The sequence below is a fragment of the unidentified bacterial endosymbiont genome (genome assembly GCF_918797525.1).
Lineage (GTDB): Bacteria > Pseudomonadota > Gammaproteobacteria > Enterobacterales > Enterobacteriaceae > Enterobacter.
In genome coordinates this window covers 2122328-2143013 of record NZ_OU963893.1, presented here as the reverse complement: position 1 = coordinate 2143013, position 20686 = coordinate 2122328, and the positions used below count along the sequence as shown (strand labels likewise).

The window sequence follows — 20686 nt, the reverse complement described above, 5'->3', positions numbered from 1 at the left end:
TTATAGTTTTCGTAATTTAGCGTGCAAATGTGCAAACAGGCAAGAAACGGTTAGGTCTGAGCGGTGGAAATCAGCATTTTATGCCCCTCGATATCGAGCTGGCGAAACGACATATTATACGCGCGGGCCAGGTTTGGCGGCGTCAAAACCCTGTCACGCGCGCCGCTGGCAATCATTTTTCCGCCAGCCAGGAGCCATACTTTATGGGCGTGGCGTAGCGTGTGGTTGAGGTCATGGCTGCTCATGACCACGGCGATACCCTGTCGGGTAAGTTCACTTAACAAGGCATCCAGCGCGGCCTGCTGGGCCACATCCAGACCGCTCATCGGTTCATCGAGTATGAGCATACGTCCCTGGGAGTTGCCTGCCGGATGGATCTGCAGGATCACTGCCGCCAGACGCACGCGCTGCCACTCCCCGCCAGAGAGCTGGCTGGCGGGACGGGAGAGTTTATTGCCCAGCCCTAAAGCCGTCGCCACGTCAGTGAGCAGCGCCGTACGCTGTTTATCATGCAGATGTAGCAGCAGATAGTGCCAGACGGGCATGGCAAACGGTGGAACCTGCTGCTGAACCAGATAGCTGCGCCGATGCGCCAGCGATGAGGCCGACCAGTCGTCCATGGCGTGCTCCAGCAACCTGATCTCGCCCGGCCCTGCGGTCAGCCCTGCCATACGCGCCAATAGCGTACTCTTACCTGCCCCGTTCGGCCCAACCAGATGCACTATTTCGCCGCCATTGACGGCGGCCGTTACGGGCGTAAGGCGTCCCTTCACGGCGACGTCCGCGAGCTGCATCAACACTGTCATTATTTCGCCAGCGCCAGCTTAATAGACTCCATAACGATTGGGTCTTCAGGGGTCATATCCGGAGAAAAACGTTGCACAACCTGACCATCACGGCCAATCAGGAATTTTTCGAAATTCCACAAAATGTCGTCCGGATAGAGCGGCGCCCGCCCCTTGCTCGCCATACGTGCGAAGAAACCACTCTCCTCTGGGGCGACGGCTGTCGGCGCGGCGGCAATCAGTTTCGCATACAGCGGGTGGCGATGTTCACCGTTGACATCAATTTTGCTAAAGAGCGGGAAGGTTATGCCATAGGTCGTGCTGCAGAAGGTTTTGATCTCTTCTTCGCTGCCCGGCTCCTGGCCCAGGAACTGGTTGCACGGGAAGCCGAGGACTGTAAACCCGTCTTTCTCCCAGGCTTTATGAATATTCTCCAGTTGCTCGTACTGCGGCGTCAGGCCACATTTAGACGCCACATTGACTAACAGCAATACTTTGCCTGTATAGCCTTCCAGCGTGGTTTTCTCGCCATCAATGGTGGTCACTTCGGTGTTCAGAATATCTGACTGCATAATCTTCCCTCAGGTTGTTTTATCGGTCGTGGTTTGATGTTTGGCTTTTAATAGTAGTAAGATTCAATTGTAAATCCATCACAATTACAAAACCATAATAATATCATTAAGATAAATTATCCTGATAACCCGCTAACTCTCAGAGCTTTTGCTGGCCTGTGACACGGAGAAGAGATCGCGAGCGTTATTCGTTCGCACACCATAAACGAGAATGATTTCACTGCCACAATGCCATTTTCCTGGCTGGCGGAACACTAATGGACTTCCATGCGCATTTTAAACTATTAAAATCAGCGCCTTAACGCAGAATAATACACTGATAGAGGTTTTGGAAAATCAACAAAACCGGATGACGTAAAAAGCGTATTTTCCCTCAGTGGACGTCTATGCGTTTTAAAACGGATACCATCAGCACCTAATTTTCAGGGAAAAAAATGAAAGCACTTCCAGTCAATAACGTCACAAAGCCATATTCTACTAATATTGAAAAAATAGATGATGCCAGTGAGCTCAGTAGCGATGCAAATAAGCTCCAAAGCGAGCTTTCTGAATTTTTTTCTCCTTTTAGCTCTCAACAAGATTCTCTGGCAATCGCTATCGGGAAAGCCAGTCAGACGTCTGAACAAGCGCTGCCAATTGAATTCAGGTATCAGGATTACGATATCAGGATAGACGAAGGGAAAGAGTCTCAATGCGCCATCACTGTCAGCCGGGAGGGTCAGCTATTACTTAACGACATTCATTCCTCGGAAGGGGGTAGCGTTCAGGAATATGTTACTGCCGCTCAGGCGTTCAGTGAAATTAAAGCATTAAATCCTGAGCTTGATATTCACTTTAAGACCACCAATGGTGATTGGGGTGAGAGGTGCCTGGATTTGCGCTTTACCGACCTTGGAAATGCCAACCTTAGCGGACTGAATCTTCAGAATTCCATGCTGACATGTACAAAATTAAATGCTACCAATTTAACTGATACAGATTTGACCAATGCAAATCTGGAATCAGCCACATTAACGAATGTTGATTTCAGCCGCGCTAAACTCAGAGAGGCAAATCTGAAAAGCGCAAACCTCGTCAATGTGACGTTGTCTGAGTCTGATTTGAGCAATGCCGCTCTCTGGGGCGCAACATTAACCAATGTAAAGATAATTAATTCGAACCTGACCAAGGCTAACCTCAAGTGGGCGCATATGAAAAACGTCACATTAACGGACGTGAATATGACATCGGCCAGGCTGCCTTTTGCACAGATAAATAACGCACATTTTAATGACATTAATATGTGCGGTGCAGACCTTACACGTACACATGTTAACAAGGCTACTATAACGCATGTAAACCTCAGCGACACACACCTGGATTGTACAGAAGTACATGATTCGCAATTGTATGATAGCAGATTGCTGAAGGACCAGATCGCGAAAAATACACTCATCAATGTCACGCTTGACGACCAGCCTTTAACAGCAGCCAGATAAACACTGGCGCGCCCAGAGTGGCGGTTACCACGCCAACAGGCAGTTCAGCAGCCGCCAGGGCAAGCCGGGCGATAATATCCGCGACCAACAGCGTGGCGGCCCCTGCGACGGCCGAGGCAGGGAGCAGGGAGCGATGGTCGGTCATACCACACAGGCGCAGCATATGCGGGATAACCAGCCCGATAAAGCCAATTGCGCCTGCCAGCGCCACGCTCACCCCCACCATCCAGCCGATGGCGATCACCAGCGCATTGCGCCATAAGCCAATCGGCAAACCCAACTGGCGGGCAGAGGTTTCGCCCAGCGCGAGCATGTTTAGCGGATAAGCCTGTACGCCAGTCCACAGAATGACCGGGAGCAGAAGCAGCATCAGCCAGCCGTGCCGCCAGTCGATACCCCCAAACCCGCCCATCATCCAGTACATCAACTGGCGCAGATCAAATGAGGTAGAAAAGTAGACCGCCCAGGTCATTAGCGCACTGCAGATGATCCCCAGCGCCACTCCGGCAAGCAGCAGGCGGCTGGTGGATAAATGCCGTCTGGCAAAGCGCAATAAAATGAACGTGATAAACAACGCACCGACAATGGCGCTCAGGCTAATTCCCAGGCTGGAGAGCCCTCCTCCACCGAGCATAACCGCCGCAATAAGACCCACGCCAGCGCCGTTTGAAACACCAAGCAGCCCCGGCTCCGCAAGCGGGTTTTCAAACAACGCCTGCATAACGGTGCCGCATAATGCCAGCGCGGCCCCTACCAGAATTACCGCCAGCGTACGCGGCAGGCGAATTTGCCAGACGAAAAGCTGTCCTTGAGGGCCAAACCAGCTTTCCGGGCCAAGCCAGCGGTCACCCGCACACAGGCTGACCCCCGCGGCAACAAGGAGTAACAGCAGCAGCATAAGCAGGCGGCGTCGGTCGGACTGAAGTTGTCGATGGGCGTATTCAAGCATGAGCAGGGTTTTATCAGCGTGAGATGCCGTTGATTTTACGGTGGGTTTAGCGGCCAGCGCAAAGAAAAAAGGCCGCTCTCGCGGCCTTTTTAGTTAGTTCATATTACTCTGCTTTAGGCGTTGCGTTTTCGACACGGCTTTTCAACTTCTGGCCGGGTCTGAAGGTCACCACGCGGCGGGCTGTAATGGGAATATCTTCCCCCGTCTTCGGGTTACGGCCCGGACGTTGGTTTTTGTCTCGCAAATCAAAATTGCCAAAACCGGAGAGTTTTACCTGCTCACCATTTTCCAGAGCACGACGGATCTCTTCGAAAAATAGCTCTACCAGCTCTTTGGCATCCCGTTTGCTAAGCCCAAGCTTATCAAACAGATATTCAGACATTTCAGCTTTTGTAAGCGCCATAGGTTCAATCCCTCAATGATGCCTGGAATCGCTCTTTTAATGCCTCTACACATTTGGCGACGGTAGCGGCAATCTCCTCTTCTTCGAGTGTACGGCCGGTATCCTGGAGGATAAGGCTAATAGCAAGGCTCTTGAAACCTTCTGCTACGCCCTTGCCGCGGTACACGTCAAACAAGTTTACGCCAACTATCTGATTTACGCCAACTTTCTTACATTCGGCCAAAATTTCTGCTGCTGGCACATTTTCAGCGACCACAACCGCGATATCACGGCGGTTTGCCGGGAAGCGTGAAACGTCCTGCGCCTGAGGAATAACGCGGTCTGCAACCAGGTTCCACTCCAGCTCAAACACCACGGTACGGCCGTTGAGGTCCAGCTTGCGTTCGAGCTCAGGGTGAACAACACCAATGAAACCAATGCGTTTGCCGTCCAGATAAATGGCTGCGCTCTGGCCCGGATGCAGGGCTGGGATCGCTTCAGCGCGGAATTCAATTTCAGATAATTTACCGGTCAGATCCAGAATCGCTTCAAGATCGCCCTTCATATCGTAGAAATCAACCGTGCCTTTTGCCAGATCCCAATGCTCTTCGTAGCGGTTACCGCTGATAGCGCCGGCCAGCATCAGATCCTGTCGGATACCCAAATTAGCCTGAGTATCCGGTACAAAGCGCAAACCACTTTCGAAAATTCGCACGCGGTTTTGCTGGCGATTTTGGTTATAGACAATAGCGCCCAGCAGACCGGTCCACAGAGACAGCCGCATGGCAGACATTTCGCTGGAGATAGGGCTTGGCAGGATCAGCGCGTCTTCACCTGGGTGGATCAGTTGCTGCAGTTTAGGATCGACAAAACTGTAGGTGATCACTTCCTGGTAGCCTTTGTCGTTCAGCATGGTCTTCACACGCTTAAGTGACAGATCAGCTTCACGGTGGGTGCCCATCACCAGACCTGCCTGTACCGGCTCGTCCGGGATGTTATTGTAGCCGTAAACACGTGCCACTTCTTCCACCAGATCTTCTTCGATTTCCATGTCAAAACGCCAGGATGGCGCAACGGCCTCCCACTGGTCTTGACCTTCGGTTACTTCGCATCCCAGACGCTTTAGGATATCGCTAACCTGCGCATCGGCAACGTGGTGGCCAATCAGACGATCCAGCTTGCTGCGGCGAAGCCGGATGGTCGCGCGCTTCGGCAGAGCGTCTTCGTGAGTCACGTCAATGACCGGGCCGGCTTCACCGCCGCAGATGTCAATCAGCAGGCGAGTCGCACGTTCCATGGCTTTATGCTGCAGAGCCGGATCGACGCCACGCTCATAGCGGTGAGACGCATCGGTGTGCAGACCGTGGCGTCGTGCGCGGCCGGTGATAGAGAGCGGGCTGAAGAACGCACATTCCAGCAGAACATTTTGCGTTTCATCATTTACGCCAGAGTGTTCGCCGCCGAAGATGCCGCCCATCGCCAGCGCTTTGCTATGGTCCGCAATGACCAGCGTGTCAGCGTTCAGTTTTGCTTCGCTACCGTCCAGCAGAACCAGGGTTTCACCCTCTTTCGCCATACGCACCACGATACCACCGTCGATACGATCTTTATCGAAGGCATGCATTGGCTGACCCAGCTCAAGCAGAACGTAGTTGGTTACATCAACCACCGCGTCGATGGAACGGATACCGCAGCGACGCAGTTTTTCTTTCATCCACAACGGGGTTGGCGCATTAACGTTGATGCCTTTCACAACGCGGCCAAGATAGCGCGGGCATGCTTCTGGCGCGTCGACCTGGATAGGCAACGTATCGCCGATGGTGGCCGCAACGGGCGCTATCGCCGGTACGTTCAGCCCGGTCTGGTTCAGCACGGCAACATCACGCGCCACCCCGATAATGCCTAAGCAGTCCGCACGGTTTGGCGTGACGCTGATTTCGATGGTGTTGTCATCAAGCTTCAGGTATTCACGGATATCTGTGCCGACAGGCGCATCCTGCGGCAGTTCGATGATGCCGTTGTGATCGTCGGAAATACCCAGCTCGGAGAACGAACACAGCATGCCTTCAGACGGCTCACCGCGAAGTTTAGCGGCCTTAATTTTGAAATCGCCCGGCAGCACGGCACCGACGGTCGCCACGGCCACTTTCAGGCCCTGACGGCAGTTTGGCGCGCCGCAAACGATGTCCAACAGACGGTCGCCGCCTACGTTGACTTTCGTCACACGCAGTTTGTCGGCGTTAGGGTGCTGGGCGCACTCCACCACGTCACCCACGACGACGCCGGTGAATGCACCGGATACGGGATCCACACCGTCAACTTCCAGACCCGCCATCGTTATCTGATTGGATAGCGCTTCGCTATCCAGCGTGGTGTTCACCCATTCGCGTAACCACAGTTCACTGAATTTCATTGTTCTGTCCTGCCCTTATTTAAACTGTTTGAGGAAACGCAAATCGTTTTCAAAGAATGCACGCAAATCGGTAACACCGTAGCGCAGCATGGTCAGACGTTCCATGCCCATGCCGAAGGCAAAGCCGGAGTACACTTCCGGATCGATACCCACGTTGCGCAGCACATTTGGATGCACCATGCCACAGCCCAACACTTCCAGCCATTTGCCGTTTTTACCCATTACGTCAACTTCTGCAGAAGGCTCGGTGAACGGGAAGTAGGATGGACGGAAACGAACCTGCAAATCTTCCTCAAAGAAGTTGTTCAGGAAATCGTGCAGCGTGCCTTTCAGATTGGTAAAACTGATGTTTTTATCAACAATCAGACCTTCCATCTGGTGGAACATTGGGGTGTGCGTCTGGTCGTAATCGTTACGATACACGCGGCCCGGGGCGATAATACGGATTGGCGGGTGCTGATCCTTCATGGTACGGATCTGAACGCCGGAGGTCTGAGTACGCAGCAGACGCGTGGCGTCGAACCAGAAAGTGTCGTGGTCAGCACGTGCAGGATGATGGCCTGGAATGTTCAGGGCATCGAAGTTATGGTAATCATCCTCGATTTCCGGGCCAGTCGCCACGGTAAAGCCGAGCTCACCGAAGAAACTTTCAATACGATCAATAGTCCGCGTGACCGGGTGCAAACCACCGTTTTCAATACGACGTCCCGGCAAAGAAACATCGATGGTTTCGGCTGCCAGACGGGCGTTCAGTACCGCGCTCTCGAGCTCAGCTTTACGCGCGTTCAGCACCTGCTGTACCTGCTCTTTAGCCTGGTTAATCACCGCACCCGCTGCCGGGCGTTCTTCCGCTGGCAGCTCACGCAGGGTAGTCATTTGAAGGGTCAAATGCCCTTTCTTACCCAGATATTCGACGCGGACATTGTCTAACGCGGCAACATCAGAGGCCTGGTTAATGGCGGCTGTTGCACTGGCAACCAGCTCTGCGAGATGTGACATGGCTTTCCTCATTATATAGCGATATTTACAAGCGGCAGATACGAAAAAAGCCTCCATCTGGAGGCTTTCTGGCGCTGTTTTCCGTTTCGTCTTTCACGCGCAAGCCCCCTGGTGTCAGGTGCTAAAGTGAAAGAAGAAGCGGAAAATAGCAGCATTCATGCTTGCGTTACCTTATGTGGTAAGAACTGTAGAGTCTTTATTGAAAGGTCTACATGGATAAAAGTCAATGCATTGATACAGTTAAAATGAAAAGAGGGAGCATTGCTCCCTCTTTCAACTGGCTTATGCCAGTGCTGCTTTCGCTTTTTCGACCAGAGCGGTGAACGCTACTTTGTCGAATACTGCGATGTCAGCCAGGATCTTACGGTCGATTTCAACAGAGGCTTTTTTCAAGCCGTTGATGAATTTGCTGTAAGAAATACCGTTCTGACGTGCTGCTGCGTTGATACGCGCAATCCACAGTTGACGGAACTGACGCTTACGTTGACGACGGTCACGGTAAGCGTACTGACCTGCTTTGATAACAGCCTGGAAGGCAACGCGGTATACGCGTGAACGCGCACCGTAGTAGCCTTTAGCTTGTTTCAAAATTTTCTTGTGACGTGCACGTGCAATTACACCACGTTTTACGCGAGCCATATGTGCTCTCCTGTATCTCTATTCTTAGTAAAAAAATTAAACGTTAACGGCTTATGCGTACGGCAGGCACGCGATAACCAGACCCAGATCGCCTTTAGAAACAAGGCCTTTTGGACGCAGGTGACGTTTACGCTTAGTAGATTTTTTGGTCAGAATATGACGCAGGTTTGCGTGCTTACGCTTAAATCCACCACCACCGGTTTTTTTGAAGCGCTTAGCAGCACCGCGTACGGTCTTAATTTTTGGCATTTTAATAACTTCCACTTCGCATTGTTAAATAAACGAAACATAGGCGAACAAAACCTATGGGGCCTTAAGGCTCCACAGATTTTGCTACTTGAAGGCCTTACTGTTTCTTCTTAGGAGCAAGCACCATGATCATCTGGCGACCTTCGATCTTCGTAGGGAAAGATTCGACTACTGCCAGTTCACTCAGATCGTCACGGACGCGATTAAGCACTTCCATACCGATTTGTTGGTGGGCCATCTCACGACCGCGGAAACGCAGCGTGATTTTGGCCTTATCGCCCTCTTCCAGAAAGCGAATCAGGCTGCGGAGTTTTACCTGATAATCGCCATCGTCGGTACCAGGACGGAATTTAATTTCCTTAACCTGGATAACTTTTTGCTTCTTCTTCTGTTCCTTAGAAGACTTACTCTTTTCATAAAGGAACTTGCCGTAGTCCATAATACGACAAACTGGCGGTTCGGCGTTAGGGCTGATTTCAACTAAATCTACTCCAGCTTCTTCAGCTTTTTCGATCGCTTCTCTCAGACTCACAATCCCCAGTGGCTCACCTTCCAGATCTGTTAAGCGAACTTCCTGGGCGCGAATCTCGCCATTGATACGATTCGGACGTGCCGTTTGAACTCGTTTTCCGCCTTTAATACCTTATTCCTCCAGTTGTTGAAGACTGCGGCTGCGAATCTCTTGTTGCAGCTTCTCAATCACTTCACTTACGTCCAGGCTCCCCAGGTCTTTACCACGGCGGGTGCGAACGGCTACTTTGCCTGCTTCCACCTCTTTATCACCACAGACCAACATATAAGGGACACGACGTAAAGTGTGCTCGCGGATTTTAAAGCCAATCTTCTCATTTCTCAAGTCCGCTTTTACTCGAATGCCCGCATTTTGAAGTTTCTGCGTCAATTCTTTAACGTAATCAGCCTGAGAATCGGTAATGTTCATTACCACCACTTGCACTGGCGCAAGCCAGGTTGGGAAGAAGCCGGCAAACTCTTCGGTCAGGATGCCAATGAAGCGCTCCAGAGAACCGAGGATTGCACGGTGAATCATTACCGGCACCTGACGCTCGTTGTCTTCGCCAACATAAGAGGCGCTCAGACGCTGAGGCAGTGAGAAGTCCAGCTGTACAGTACCGCACTGCCAAGCTCTGTCGAGACAGTCATACAGGGTAAATTCAATTTTCGGACCGTAGAATGCGCCCTCGCCCAGCTGGTATTCGAACGCAATACCGTTCTCTTCCAGCGCCACGGCCAGGTCCGCCTCTGCACGATCCCAGGTCTCATCGCTACCGATACGTTTTTCCGGACGCGTTGAGAGTTTGACCACGATCTTCTCGAAGCCAAAGGTGCTATACATATCGTAGACCATACGAATACAGGCGTTAACTTCATCACGGACCTGTTCTTCAGTACAGAAGATATGGGCGTCATCCTGCGTAAAGCCACGAACGCGCATTAGACCGTGCAGCGCGCCTGATGGCTCATTACGGTGACAGCTACCGAACTCCGCCATACGCAGCGGCAGATCACGGTAGGATTTCAGACCCTGGTTGAAGATCTGAACGTGACCCGGGCAGTTCATCGGCTTGATGCAGTATTCACGGTTTTCAGAAGAGGTGGTGAACATCGCATCTTTGTAGTTGTCCCAGTGGCCGGTTTTTTCCCACAGCACACGGTCCATCATGAACGGGCCTTTGACTTCCTGATACTGGTACTCTTTCAGTTTGGAACGTACAAAGGTTTCCAGTTCACGGAAGATAGTCCAGCCGTCATTATGCCAGAACACCATACCGGGCGCCTCTTCCTGCATATGATACAGGTCAAGTTGCTTACCGATTTTACGGTGGTCACGCTTAGCCGCTTCTTCCAGACGCAGCAGATACGCGCTCAGGGCTTTTTTATCTGCCCAGGCGGTACCGTAAATGCGCTGCAACATTTTGTTGTTGCTGTCGCCACGCCAGTAAGCGCCAGCAATTTTCATCAGTTTAAAGTGATGACAGAAGCGCATATTCGGCACGTGCGGACCACGGCACATGTCAACGTATTCCTGATGATGGTACAAGCCGGGCTTGTCATCATGAGAGATGTTTTCATCAAGAATAGAAACTTTGTAGTTCTCACCACGCTTGACGAAGGTTTCACGCGCGTCGTGCCAGCTAACTTTCTTCTTGACGACGTCATAGTTAGTTTCAGCGAGCTCGTGCATACGTTTTTCGAGCGCGTCGATATCTTCCTGAGTCAGGGTGTGGTCAAGGTCAACGTCGTAGTAGAAACCGTTGTCAATAACCGGGCCGATTGCCATTTTGGTGTTTGGCCACAGCTGTTTGATGGCATGACCTAACAGGTGTGCGCAGGAGTGACGAATGATCTCCAGACCTTCTTCGTCTTTCGCTGTAATGATAGACAGCTGCGCGTCAGTTTCAATGAGATCGGAGGCATCAACCAGCTCACCGTTCACACGGCCAGCGATAGTCGCTTTTGCGAGTCCAGGACCAATGTCCAGGGCGACATCCATTGGGCTAACAGCGTGGTCGAAATGACGTTGGCTGCCATCAGGAAGAGTAATTACAGGCATTTTATGTCCTTATTTGCAGTGATGCCCCACACATAAGAGCATATACAAAGAAAATAATCGTTATTTAACAATAGATGTCGAAACCATCTGACCAACAATCGTCAAATTGGTTCTTCATCATGCACCAGCGAAAATCAGACAAAGGTGGATTTACGGCAAGCCTTGCAATGTTAACACTAACAAAAGGGAGATTGTACCCTCTGTGCTCAGAATGCCGTTCCAGGACTTTGTGTGAATTTTCAAAGACGCAACTCCCCCGGCGCTCGCATTCCCCAGATGCTGGGCTAATCTTGAACAGGTCCTTAAAACCTAAGGTGCATTCCATGAACGTATCCAGTCGCACGGTTGTGATATTGAACATACTTTCCGCCACCGGTTTAGTGTTGATTCTCGCCGATAAATTCCAGTGGTTCTAACCTGAACCGATATGGCATAGCCTGGTTGTCCGGGAAAGAGGGCATTTCACCGTCCTTTTTGATAGACTATCGATATCAACTGACAAGGATAAGGTTATGCCAACTAAACGTTTTGCCGTGAAACACTGGAAAATGGTGCTGGTGCTGATTGCCATCTGCGGGGCAATGCTGCTGTTGCGATGGGCGGCGATGATTTGGGGTTGAATGGGGATCCCAATTAAGACTCGTCTCTGCTCTGTAAATAATATGAGAGTGTATTCAATACGCATTACAGGCGAGCCGCTTACGTTAAATAGTTTTACATTACATGCGGCGAAAACCGGTACATCAATATCCGGTTTTAAAGCGGGAACGTTTATTCATTAATAATCAATAATAACGCGGGAATTAATCCGTCAGGACCATTCACCGGCGACCAGTTTATGGACATTAAACGCGTCATTCATTGACTGACCCGTAGACTGTGCACCCGGCACAATGTTAGACCCGGCTTCAACGTCAGAGGCATTGGTTATACCGATTTGGCTGGAGGTGTGACGGGAAAATTGCGCGGTTTCATCAGCAGCGAAGACACCAAAGGATAGTGCTGATAACACCCATGCTGCGGCAGCAGTTTTAATTTTTTTCATAATCATTATTCTCTTACTGAATTAATGCTGAACGACTTAAGGCGAAATGCAGCCTGTGGAAACAGTGTAGATCCAGATCACACTGTTGCCTAGTCGATTTATTTATCAATTCGTGTCAAATATATTGATTATATTTCTTCTGAAGGAATGTGAAGGAATTATGGAGATAGCGCCAGTCTCATTATTTTAAAACGCTGTTCAAAATAAAATAACACAGTACTGAAAAAAAATGGGCCGAGAATATACCGGCCCGCTTACATTACATTTTATACCCTAAAGAGATCGAGGTTCTGCGGTCAGTATGGTCCGGCGCAGTGTCTGGCGGTGAGGAGTTCCACGTCACGTTATAAGCGACTTTCAGGCCAAAATGTGCATTGATAGCCACGTTTAGCGCCGTCTCGGAATTCACCGTGGTATCGTCGGCGCCAAAGACTGAAACACCCTGAGTAAATTTCGTGGTATCGGTCATCTGCCAGGCATAGGTGCCAGACGCATAACCAAGCGGTTGAGTCTTGTCATTACCGTCGGTGAATTCATCATAACGAACGCCCGGACCGAATTCGAAACGCAGGCTATGAACAGGTCCGTTCAGGAACTGGCGACCATAGCCAGCGGTGAAGACATCGCGCTGACGATAACCGTTGTAACGATCAGTCAACCAGCTGGCCTGACCGAAGAGGTAATCATAGTCCGTCATGTTGTAACGGCTACGTCCACCCACTGCGTATTTCTCGGAAGAGCGTTCATCGTTAGCAGAGGTGTTGCTGGCATTCCCCCACAGTGACCACGCGGTCGTGTTGCCGTACCAGGTCATCGTAGTGTCTGCGGTCAGGGAAGAACTTTTTGTGTTACCGGACTGCGCCAGGTAACCGGCGTTCAGATTACCTTCAAACGGTTTTTGGGCGGAGCTGGGATCGTCCATGACAGTAAAAACGGAATCATCGGCAGTTGCATTCAGTGACGCAAACACACCACCCGCCAGCATCAGTGCAGCAGGAACTGTCTTCAAAAGCTTCATTATATTAAGGAATCCATACAACAAAAAAAGAGACCATTACGGTCCCGGAAACTTTCATGAGGATCAATGACAAGGCGTCCAGAGAAAGGTAACAAATTATAAAAAGGCGCTAATAACATAGCAATATTTTCTTATTTCATTTTTTGAATAAGAACGATCTCAAAGAGACGTTTATTTTATAAAGCGCAAGCTCAGCTTGCGTCAGTATTCATATTTAAAATCATACTGTTATTTACATTGCTATCCTGGAAATTGATGCCAGACTTAACGCAACCCATGCCTGAAGGAGATAACAATGGTTCCGATTTACACACTGACGCTCTCCCCTTCCCTCGATTGTGCCACCCTGACGCCGCAGATTTATCCGGAGGGTAAATTGCGCTGTAGCGTGCCAGTCTTCGAACCCGGCGGTGGGGGAATTAACGTCGCACGCGCCGTGACTTACCTTGGAGGGAAAGCCACGGCGATTTTCCCAGCAGGGGGGGCTACCGGTGAACATCTGGTCTCCCTGCTGGCAGATGAACAGGTTGCCGTGGATACCATTGAGTCCAGCGACTGGACGCGTCAAAACTTGCACGTCCACGTCGAATCCAGCGGTGAGCAGTACCGCTTCGTCATGCCGGGCGCAAAATTACGTGAGGATGAGTTTCGTAAGCTTGAAGAGAAAGTCCTGGCAATAGAAAGCGGTGCCTTGCTGGCGATCAGCGGCAGCCTACCGCCAGGAGTGAGTGCGGAAAAACTGACGACGCTGATTCGGCAAGTGCAGCAACGCGGCATTCGCTGCATTGTCGACAGCTCCGGCGATGCACTGCATGCTGCCCTGGAACCCGGCAATCTTGAGCTGGTGAAACCCAATCAGAAAGAGTTAAGCGCGTTGGTCAACCGCGAACTGACCCAGCCCGATGATGTTCGTGCGGCCGCAGAGGAACTGGTGCGTAGCGGTAAAGCGCGCCGCGTTGTCGTCTCTCTTGGGCCGCAGGGGGCGCTGGCAGTCGATGAAACGGGATCGGTACAGGTGGTCCCGCCTCCGATGAAAAGCCGGAGCACCGTGGGTGCTGGCGACAGCATGGTGGGAGCAATGACCCTGAAACTGGCGCAAGGAGCGTCTCTGCTGGAAATGACGCGATACGGCGTGGCAGCGGGGAGCGCGGCCACCATTAACCACGGCACCCGACTCTGTTCGCTCGTCGATACGCAAAAAATCGTCGATTACCTGTCACGAAACTGATCCCTGTTCCCCTTCTTTCTGAAGGGGAAATTCGCGTTAGAGTCGCCAAACGCACCCTATCGACTATGCTAAGAAAACGTTCATGATAACAATGAGGTGAACAATGAGCAGTGGTGACATCATCCGCTACGTTATAACCGTCGACATTCATGAAGCGTCATTGACGGAACTCAATGAACTCAATAACGCCTTTACCCGGGCAAATTTCCTGCTCACGCTTACGGACGATGACGGCAATATTCATGATTTAGGCACGCTGACGTTTGGCCTGATAAGCGCCCTCAGCAAGGAAGAGGTTCACGTGTTGGCCAGTAGCGTTGCCGAAAGCGTGACCGACAAGCCTTGCGAAATCGATGTGAACACCTGGGAAGGCTGGCAAAAAAAAGAAGAATAAGCGCCCTGCATGAAATTAAACCGCTCAGGTGTGCGTTAGTGCGTATTTTTTTACCGCCATTATGCGCTAACGTTATGATCTGGCAGACAACATGGGAGAGATATCATGTGGCAGGCTATCAGTCATCTTTTACGTGAGCAACTTGGTGAAGGTGAAATTGAATTGCGTAACGAACTGCCAGGCGGAGAGATCCACGCCGCATGGCATTTACGCTACGCTGGACGCGATCTTTTCGTTAAATGCGATGAGCGGGAGCTACTGCCCATTTTCACTGCTGAAGCCGATCAGCTGGAACTGCTCTCGCGCAGTAAAACGGTCCGCGTGCCACAGGTCTGTGCCGTAGGCAGCGACCGTGACTACAGTTTTTTGGTGATGGAATATCTTCCCGCCCGCCCGTTAGATGCTCACAACGCCTTCATTCTGGGGCAACAGCTTGCGCGCCTGCATCAATGGAGCGACCAGCCGCAGTTTGGCCTCGATTTTGACAACGATCTCTCTACCACGCCGCAGCCCAATACCTGGCAACGCCGCTGGTCAACCTTTTTCGCCGAGCAGCGTATCGGCTGGCAGCTGGAGCTGGCCGCCGAGAAAGGGCTTCAGTTTGGCAATATTGACGCCATCGTCGGGCATGTTCAGCAACGCCTGGCGTCACACCAGCCCCAACCCGCCTTGCTACACGGTGATTTGTGGTCTGAAAACTGCGCGCTGGGCCCGGAGGGGCCCTATATCTTCGACCCTGCCTGCTACTGGGGCGACCGGGAATGCGACCTTGCGATGCTCCCCCTTCACCCTGAGCAGCCGCCGCAAATTTACGACGGGTATCAATCTGTCTCACCGCTGCCGCCCGATTTCCTCGAACGCCAGCCGGTGTATCAGCTATACACCCTGATGAACCGGGCGATCCTCTTTGGTGGCGGGCATTTGGTTCAGGCCCAGCGCGCGCTGGAACGCATGCTGCTGGCGGCGTAGGAAGAATGGGTGGCCTGTCGCCACCCTTTTAGATTACAGAAAGCCCAACAACGAGAAAAAGAAGTACCCTGCCACAATGATAATGACCGGCAAGATATACAGCGGGAAAATCTGCAGAAAAATGGTATGACGCGGAACAACAATACGGGACTCAATCTGCGCACGGCTTAAGCCATCCGCCCCTTTGGTCTTCTCCAGAATCAGCTGGTCTTCCACCCCTTCGCGCAAAAAACGCGTCTGGCGGCTCATGCGCGCTCCCGAGGCCTGCAATGCCATGGCGATGAAGATCAGCGCGTAGATGATCCAAAAGCCAATATTCATTTGCTGGTGGAAATCCGGGGTTGGCGAGTTGAACCAGAAAATATTCAGGAAAGGCGTATTGAATCGCATCATTTCAATCATAACATGCGCAAAATCAAGCATTACCGCATCGATACCCGCCTGTTTTTCACTGCGGTCGTACATAAATTTAAGCACGGAAATCAGTGTGGAAATAACGGCTGGAATAAAAATCACCCAGCCCGCAATACGTTTTAAGACTGCGATGCGTCCAGCTTGTTGATACGTCATCAGTTCCCCTTTATAAAGACGCGTGATTTGTGCCTAAGTCTACCTGTTGCCCATCATTTTCGCCCGCTGTTTAAAAGCAATATGCTAAATTGCTTATACTTAGCCTTTCCCGGCCCCTTTAGATAAGGAGACGTTGTAATGTCGTCATCGCGCCAGATTCTTGCCGCTATTTTTGATATGGATGGACTGCTAATTGATTCCGAGCCGCTGTGGGATCGTGCCGAACTGGACGTCATTGCCAGCCTTGGCGTTGATATCAGCCGTCGTAATGAACTCCCGGATACCCTTGGTCTGCGCATCGATATGGTTGTGGCGCTTTGGTATGCCCAACAGCCATGGGCTGGTCCCGACCGCGATGAAGTGACCGCGCGAATCATCTCCCGCGCAACTACCCTGGTAGAAGAATATAAGCCGCTGCTGCCGGGCGTTCGCGAAGCCATCGCGTTATGTAAAGCGCAGGGTCTTAAAGTCGGTCTGGCCTCCGCCTCGCCGCTGCATATGCTGGAAAAAGTGCTTATCATGTTTGATCTGCGCGATAGCTTCGACGCCCTGGCCTCCGCTGAAAAGCTTCCCTACAGCAAGCCACACCCTCAGGTCTATTTGGATTGTGCTGCCAGACTGGGGCTGGATCCGCTCACCTGTGTCGCGCTGGAAGATTCCGTTAACGGTATGGTGGCCTGTAAAGCCGCACGCATGCGTTCCATTGTCGTTCCTGCTGAAGAAGGCCGTCATGACCCCCGCTTTGCGCTGGCCGACGTTAGGCTGAATTCACTGACTGAGCTTACCGGGCAATATTTGCGCGGTGAATAATCTCCCCCCTAAGGCAGCGACGCGCTGCCTTAATTGTTAAATAAAACAGCGTTTCATTTTATCTGCTTTTCTACCTTCTGCCTCCTATTCTTACCTTCAGAATGATAATAACCCCTACCTCTGAGGCACGTATGATACTGGATGCTTTCACTCTTTCAGGAAAAGTTGCCATCGTCACCGGATGTGATACCGGTCTCGGGCAAGGCATGGCGATCGCCCTGGCGCAAGCGGGCTGCGATATCGTTGGCGTAAACCGTAAGGAGCCGGCGGAAACCGCCCTGAAGGTCATAGCCCTCGGGAGACGATTTATGGCGATTCGGGCCGACCTGGGACAGCAAGAGAGCCTGCAAAGTGTGGTGGACGATGCGGTTGCAGAGATGGGACGCATCGATATTCTGGTCAATAATGCTGGCACTATTCGTCGGGAGGATGCACTGGCATTCCGTGAAAAAGAGTGGGATGAGGTGGTCAATCTTAACCTTAAATCGGTGTTTTTTCTCTCCCAGGCGGTGGCAAAGCAATTTATCACCCAGGGTCAGGGCGGCAAAATTGTCAATATCGCGTCGATGCTCTCATTCCAGGGCGGGATCCGCGTTCCCTCCTATACCGCGTCCAAAAGCGGTATTCTGGGCATTACGCGACTGCTGGCAAACGAATGGGCGACCCACGGCATTAACGTTAATGCCATTGCGCCGGGGTATATGGCAACCAATAATACCCAACAGCTACGGGATGACGAACAGCGGAGCCATGCGATCCTCGACAGAATTCCCGCCGGACGCTGGGGAACCCCGGACGATCTGCAGGGGCCGGTGGTCTTTTTAGCCTCGAGCGCGTCAGATTACGTGAACGGTTATACTTTAGCCGTAGACGGTGGCTGGCTGGCGCGGTAAGAGCTTTTTGACAAAGAGTTACACCGTCACCGCTTTCGCCTACTGTATAAAAACCCTATACTGTATGAATTGACAGTTTTGTGGGTGATATCATGACGGCGGAAGGCCACCTGCTTTTTTCAATCGCGTGTGCAGTATTTGCTAAAAATGCTGAACTTACCCCTGTGCTGGCGCAGGGGGACTGGTGGCATATCGTCCCTTCTGCCGTGTTGACCTGTCTGTTACCCGACATCGATCACCCTAAATCGTTTCTTGGGCAGCGGTTGCGGTGGATATCAAAACCAATCGCCCGCGCCTTCGGCCACCGTGGGTTCACCCATAGCCTGCTGGCCATGTTCGGTTTGCTCACGCTGTTTTATCTCAAAGTGCCCGAAACCTGGATAGTGCCGGCCGATGCCATACAGGGTATGGTGCTAGGTTACGTGAGCCATATCCTTGCGGATATGCTGACACCGGCAGGGGTTCCGCTACTTTGGCCCTGTCGATGGCGTTTTCGTTTTCCTGTTCTCGCCCCGCAGAAGGGTAATCAGCTTGAGCGCGTCCTGTGTATGGCGCTGTTCGCATACGCGGTCTGGATGCCGCAGACATTGCCCGACAACAGTGCAGTGCGCTGGTCGTCACAGATGATCAACTCCTTGCAGTTTCAGTTCAATCGTTTTATTAATCACCAGATTGAACATTAAACATACAAAATAATCACATTTGTCATAAACCATTCCATTTGGATATAAGCGCGACATCACACTTCTGCTAACCTTGCGCCAACAGGCTCGGTAAAAACCGACCGCAAAATAAATCAGGAGAACGGGGATGAATTTTCCACTCATCGCGAACATTGTCGTGTTCGTTGTATTGCTATTGCTTCTCGCGCAGGCGCGCCACAAACAGTGGAGTTTGGCGAAGAAAGTCCTGGTGGGTCTGGGAATGGGTGTGGTATTTGGTCTGGTATTACACGCACTCTACGGCTCTGATAACCCGGTACTGAAAGAGTCCATTCAGTGGTTCAACATTGTTGGTAATGGCTATGTGCAACTGCTGCAGATGATCGTCATGCCGCTGGTGTTTGCCTCAATTCTGAGTGCCGTCGCCCGTTTACATAATGCCACCCAGTTGGGCAAAATCAGCTTCCTGACCATCGGGACGCTGTTATTCACGACGCTTATCGCCGCGCTGGTCGGCGTGTTGGTGACCAACCTGTTTGGCTTGACCGCTGAAGGGCTGGTTCAGGGTAGCGCAGAAACGGCTCGCCTGACCGCGATCCAGACCAACTATGTTGGTAAAGTCGCCGATCTTACCGTTCCACAGATGGTGTTGTCCTTCATTCCGAAGAATCCGTTTGCTGATCTCACCGGTGCAAGCCCAACGTCCATCATTAGCGTGGTGATCTTTGCCGCATTCCTCGGTGTGGCGGCGCTTAAGCTGTTGAAAGACGACGCGCCAAAGGGCGAGCGTGTCCTTAACGCTATTGATATCCTGCAAAGCTGGGTAATGAAACTGGTTCGTCTGGTTATGCAGTTAACGCCCTATGGCGTGCTCGCGCTGATGACCAAAGTGGTTGCAGGCTCCAATATTCAGGACATTATCAAGCTGGGTAGCTTTGTCATTGCCTCTTACCTGGGTCTAGGCATCATGTTTGTGGTGCACGGTATCCTGCTGGGCGTGAACGGTGTAAGCCCGCTGAAATACTTCCGCAAAGTATGGCCGGTACTGACCTTCGCGTTCACCAGCCGCTCCAGTGCAGCCTCTATCCCGCTGAACGTGGAAGCGCAAACCCGCCGACTTGGTGTGCCAGAGTCAATTGCGAGCTTCTCTGCCTCTTTTGGCGCCACCATTGGTCAGAACGGTTGCGCAGGCCTCTATCCGGCAATGCTGGCAGTGATGGTCGCACCGACGGTGGGGATTAACCCGCTTGATCCCGTCTGGATTGCGACGCTGGTCGGTATTGTGACCATAAGCTCCGCAGGCGTGGCGGGCGTCGGCGGCGGCGCTACCTTCGCGGCGCTGATTGTTCTGCCCGCACTGGGTCTGCCGGTCACGCTGGTTGCCCTGCTGATTTCTGTCGAACCGCTGATCGACATGGGCCGTACCGCGCTGAACGTAAGCGGCTCAATGACAGCCGGTACGCTCACCAGCCAGTGGCTCAAACAGACGGATAAAGCTGTTCTGGAAAGTGAAGACGACGCCGAACTGGCGCACCGTTAAGTACTTACCAAAATGGAGAAACCGCCTGATGGCGGTTTCAGATTGCTGACGAACCTCGTTTTTTGAATTGACCCCATAAATGAAGTTAAAAAAACATTCTCAGAACAAGGCATTATCAATTTAATCGCTATTATTCTTCTATTTCTTCATCCTGGCGGATCTGCTCCGCCCATCTTTGCGCCGCTTCAGGCACCGTAAATACCGGCGAGCGGCGGAAATGCTCGCCCGTCAGCACGAAGGCCACATATTTGCCCCGCAGCCGCCAGACATCGCGAAACCCCTCCACTTTAAGGGCGTGGTCAGGCGGCGCCGGTTCAACGCGGGGGACATAGTTAACAACCTGGCGGTTTTGTTGACGAAGCGGTTTCATAAGCGACGGATTCACTAAAGCAAATTCTGAATACAGGAAATTTCTATCATAGCCGATTCTCCCCCCACGCGTCGCGCCTGGCGTGCGGCAGATAGCGCCATTCGCTCTTAGCGGGGTCTGAAAACTCTGATTTCCTGAGCTCTTTTATC

The 20686-nt window shown here is 51.8% G+C and carries 25 protein-coding genes and 1 other annotated feature; of the genes, 10 read left to right on the top strand and 15 right to left on the bottom strand.

The annotated features are described in order from the left end of the window. Window positions 1-50: 50 nt before the first annotated feature. Window positions 51-806, bottom strand: coding sequence for a vitamin B12 ABC transporter ATP-binding protein BtuD (gene btuD / locus NL510_RS10215; RefSeq protein WP_253384241.1), 756 nt, complete (start codon window positions 804-806; stop codon window positions 51-53). After that, complete coding sequence (locus tag NL510_RS10210) at window positions 806-1357, bottom strand: glutathione peroxidase (RefSeq protein ID WP_253384239.1); 552 nt, start codon at window positions 1355-1357, stop codon at window positions 806-808. The genes btuD and NL510_RS10210 overlap by 1 nt, the downstream gene beginning before the upstream one ends. A gap of 434 nt (window positions 1358-1791) precedes the next feature. Between NL510_RS10210 and NL510_RS10205 the strand changes: the two genes are divergently transcribed. Then, window positions 1792-2835, top strand: coding sequence for a pentapeptide repeat-containing protein (locus NL510_RS10205; RefSeq protein ID WP_253384237.1), 1044 nt, complete (start codon window positions 1792-1794; stop codon window positions 2833-2835). Here NL510_RS10205 and btuC read toward each other — a convergent pair. The 9 genes from btuC to thrS all read right to left on the bottom strand — a co-directional run bounded on the left by btuC (window position 2798) and on the right by thrS (window position 11038). Next, a complete protein-coding gene (gene btuC / locus NL510_RS10200) occupies window positions 2798-3784 on the bottom strand; it encodes a vitamin B12 ABC transporter permease BtuC (RefSeq protein ID WP_253384234.1) in 987 nt (328 codons plus the stop codon). The genes NL510_RS10205 and btuC overlap by 38 nt on opposite strands. Before the next feature lie 103 nt (window positions 3785-3887). Then, complete coding sequence (gene ihfA, locus NL510_RS10195) at window positions 3888-4187, bottom strand: integration host factor subunit alpha (RefSeq protein WP_003857805.1); 300 nt, start codon at window positions 4185-4187, stop codon at window positions 3888-3890. Between the two features lie 4 nt (window positions 4188-4191). Then, window positions 4192-6579 carry a phenylalanine--tRNA ligase subunit beta gene (gene pheT / locus NL510_RS10190; RefSeq protein WP_253384232.1) on the bottom strand — a complete coding sequence of 796 codons (2388 nt, stop codon included), beginning with the start codon at window positions 6577-6579 and terminating at the stop codon, window positions 4192-4194. Window positions 6580-6594: 15 nt separating this feature from the next. Further along, the gene (gene pheS, locus NL510_RS10185) at window positions 6595-7578 is read right to left on the bottom strand and encodes a phenylalanine--tRNA ligase subunit alpha (protein ID WP_253384230.1); all 984 of its coding nucleotides are present in this window, start codon (window positions 7576-7578) and stop codon (window positions 6595-6597) included. Window positions 7579-7618: 40 nt separating this feature from the next. Beyond that, window positions 7619-7742 (bottom strand) — a sequence feature (Phe leader region). Continuing rightward, window positions 7693-7737, bottom strand: coding sequence for a pheST operon leader peptide PheM (gene pheM / locus NL510_RS10180; RefSeq protein ID WP_153053952.1), 45 nt, complete (start codon window positions 7735-7737; stop codon window positions 7693-7695). (Overlaps the previous feature by 45 nt.) A gap of 118 nt (window positions 7743-7860) precedes the next feature. Next, window positions 7861-8217, bottom strand: coding sequence for a 50S ribosomal protein L20 (rplT, locus tag NL510_RS10175; RefSeq protein ID WP_000124850.1), 357 nt, complete (start codon window positions 8215-8217; stop codon window positions 7861-7863). A 51-nt stretch (window positions 8218-8268) separates the two neighbouring features. After that, window positions 8269-8466 (bottom strand): 50S ribosomal protein L35, encoded by a 198-nt coding sequence (rpmI, locus tag NL510_RS10170; protein ID WP_003030583.1) that lies wholly within the window; start codon window positions 8464-8466, stop codon window positions 8269-8271. 97 nt (window positions 8467-8563) lie between these two features. Continuing rightward, window positions 8564-9106, bottom strand: coding sequence for a translation initiation factor IF-3 (gene infC / locus NL510_RS10165; RefSeq protein WP_106993634.1), 543 nt, complete (start codon window positions 9104-9106; stop codon window positions 8564-8566). A 3-nt stretch (window positions 9107-9109) separates the two neighbouring features. Beyond that, complete coding sequence (gene thrS, locus NL510_RS10160) at window positions 9110-11038, bottom strand: threonine--tRNA ligase (protein ID WP_253384228.1); 1929 nt, start codon at window positions 11036-11038, stop codon at window positions 9110-9112. A gap of 74 nt (window positions 11039-11112) precedes the next feature. On the opposite strand from thrS, the gene yncL reads away from it, so the two are divergent. Beyond that, window positions 11113-11454: a stress response membrane protein YncL gene (yncL, locus tag NL510_RS22885; RefSeq protein WP_366518950.1), complete on the top strand. Its 342-nt coding sequence runs from the start codon at window positions 11113-11115 to the stop codon at window positions 11452-11454. Window positions 11455-11550: 96 nt separating this feature from the next. Continuing rightward, window positions 11551-11658: a small membrane protein YniD gene (yniD, locus tag NL510_RS10150; RefSeq protein ID WP_008500658.1), complete on the top strand. Its 108-nt coding sequence runs from the start codon at window positions 11551-11553 to the stop codon at window positions 11656-11658. Between the two features lie 191 nt (window positions 11659-11849). Here yniD and NL510_RS10145 read toward each other — a convergent pair whose 3' ends face one another. Next, on the bottom strand, window positions 11850-12083 hold the full coding sequence (locus NL510_RS10145; protein ID WP_253384224.1) for a YdgH/BhsA/McbA family protein: 234 nt from the start codon (window positions 12081-12083) through the stop codon (window positions 11850-11852). 259 nt (window positions 12084-12342) lie between these two features. Next, window positions 12343-13101, bottom strand: coding sequence for a DUF481 domain-containing protein (locus tag NL510_RS10140; RefSeq protein WP_253384223.1), 759 nt, complete (start codon window positions 13099-13101; stop codon window positions 12343-12345). Between the two features lie 295 nt (window positions 13102-13396). Here NL510_RS10140 and pfkB point away from each other — a divergent pair, with 295 nt between their 5' ends. The 3 genes from pfkB to NL510_RS10125 all read left to right on the top strand — a co-directional run bounded on the left by pfkB (window position 13397) and on the right by NL510_RS10125 (window position 15692). Beyond that, window positions 13397-14329 (top strand): 6-phosphofructokinase II, encoded by a 933-nt coding sequence (gene pfkB, locus NL510_RS10135; RefSeq protein ID WP_253384220.1) that lies wholly within the window; start codon window positions 13397-13399, stop codon window positions 14327-14329. A gap of 103 nt (window positions 14330-14432) precedes the next feature. After that, a complete protein-coding gene (gene ghoS, locus NL510_RS10130) occupies window positions 14433-14723 on the top strand; it encodes a type V toxin-antitoxin system endoribonuclease antitoxin GhoS (RefSeq protein ID WP_253384218.1) in 291 nt (96 codons plus the stop codon). Between the two features lie 105 nt (window positions 14724-14828). Continuing rightward, on the top strand, window positions 14829-15692 hold the full coding sequence (locus NL510_RS10125; protein WP_253384216.1) for a fructosamine kinase family protein: 864 nt from the start codon (window positions 14829-14831) through the stop codon (window positions 15690-15692). A 33-nt stretch (window positions 15693-15725) separates the two neighbouring features. Here the strand turns inward: NL510_RS10125 and NL510_RS10120 are convergent, their stop codons facing one another. Next, window positions 15726-16262 carry a YniB family protein gene (locus NL510_RS10120; RefSeq protein ID WP_253384214.1) on the bottom strand — a complete coding sequence of 179 codons (537 nt, stop codon included), beginning with the start codon at window positions 16260-16262 and terminating at the stop codon, window positions 15726-15728. A 138-nt stretch (window positions 16263-16400) separates the two neighbouring features. On the opposite strand from NL510_RS10120, the gene hxpB reads away from it, so the two are divergent. The 4 genes from hxpB to NL510_RS10100 all read left to right on the top strand — a co-directional run bounded on the left by hxpB (window position 16401) and on the right by NL510_RS10100 (window position 20167). Then, the gene (hxpB, locus tag NL510_RS10115; RefSeq protein WP_253384212.1) at window positions 16401-17072 is read left to right on the top strand and encodes a hexitol phosphatase HxpB; all 672 of its coding nucleotides are present in this window, start codon (window positions 16401-16403) and stop codon (window positions 17070-17072) included. Between the two features lie 131 nt (window positions 17073-17203). Then, a complete protein-coding gene (gene kduD, locus NL510_RS10110; protein WP_253384210.1) occupies window positions 17204-17965 on the top strand; it encodes a 2-dehydro-3-deoxy-D-gluconate 5-dehydrogenase KduD in 762 nt (253 codons plus the stop codon). Window positions 17966-18057: 92 nt separating this feature from the next. Further along, entirely contained in the window at window positions 18058-18648 is a 591-nt protein-coding gene (locus tag NL510_RS10105) for a metal-dependent hydrolase (RefSeq protein WP_253384208.1), read from the top strand. Window positions 18649-18775: 127 nt separating this feature from the next. Next, window positions 18776-20167 carry an L-cystine transporter gene (locus NL510_RS10100; RefSeq protein WP_253384206.1) on the top strand — a complete coding sequence of 464 codons (1392 nt, stop codon included), beginning with the start codon at window positions 18776-18778 and terminating at the stop codon, window positions 20165-20167. A 130-nt stretch (window positions 20168-20297) separates the two neighbouring features. Here the strand turns inward: NL510_RS10100 and cedA are convergent, their stop codons facing one another. After that, window positions 20298-20552, bottom strand: coding sequence for a cell division activator CedA (gene cedA, locus NL510_RS10095; protein WP_301308599.1), 255 nt, complete (start codon window positions 20550-20552; stop codon window positions 20298-20300). Window positions 20553-20686 lie beyond the last annotated feature (134 nt).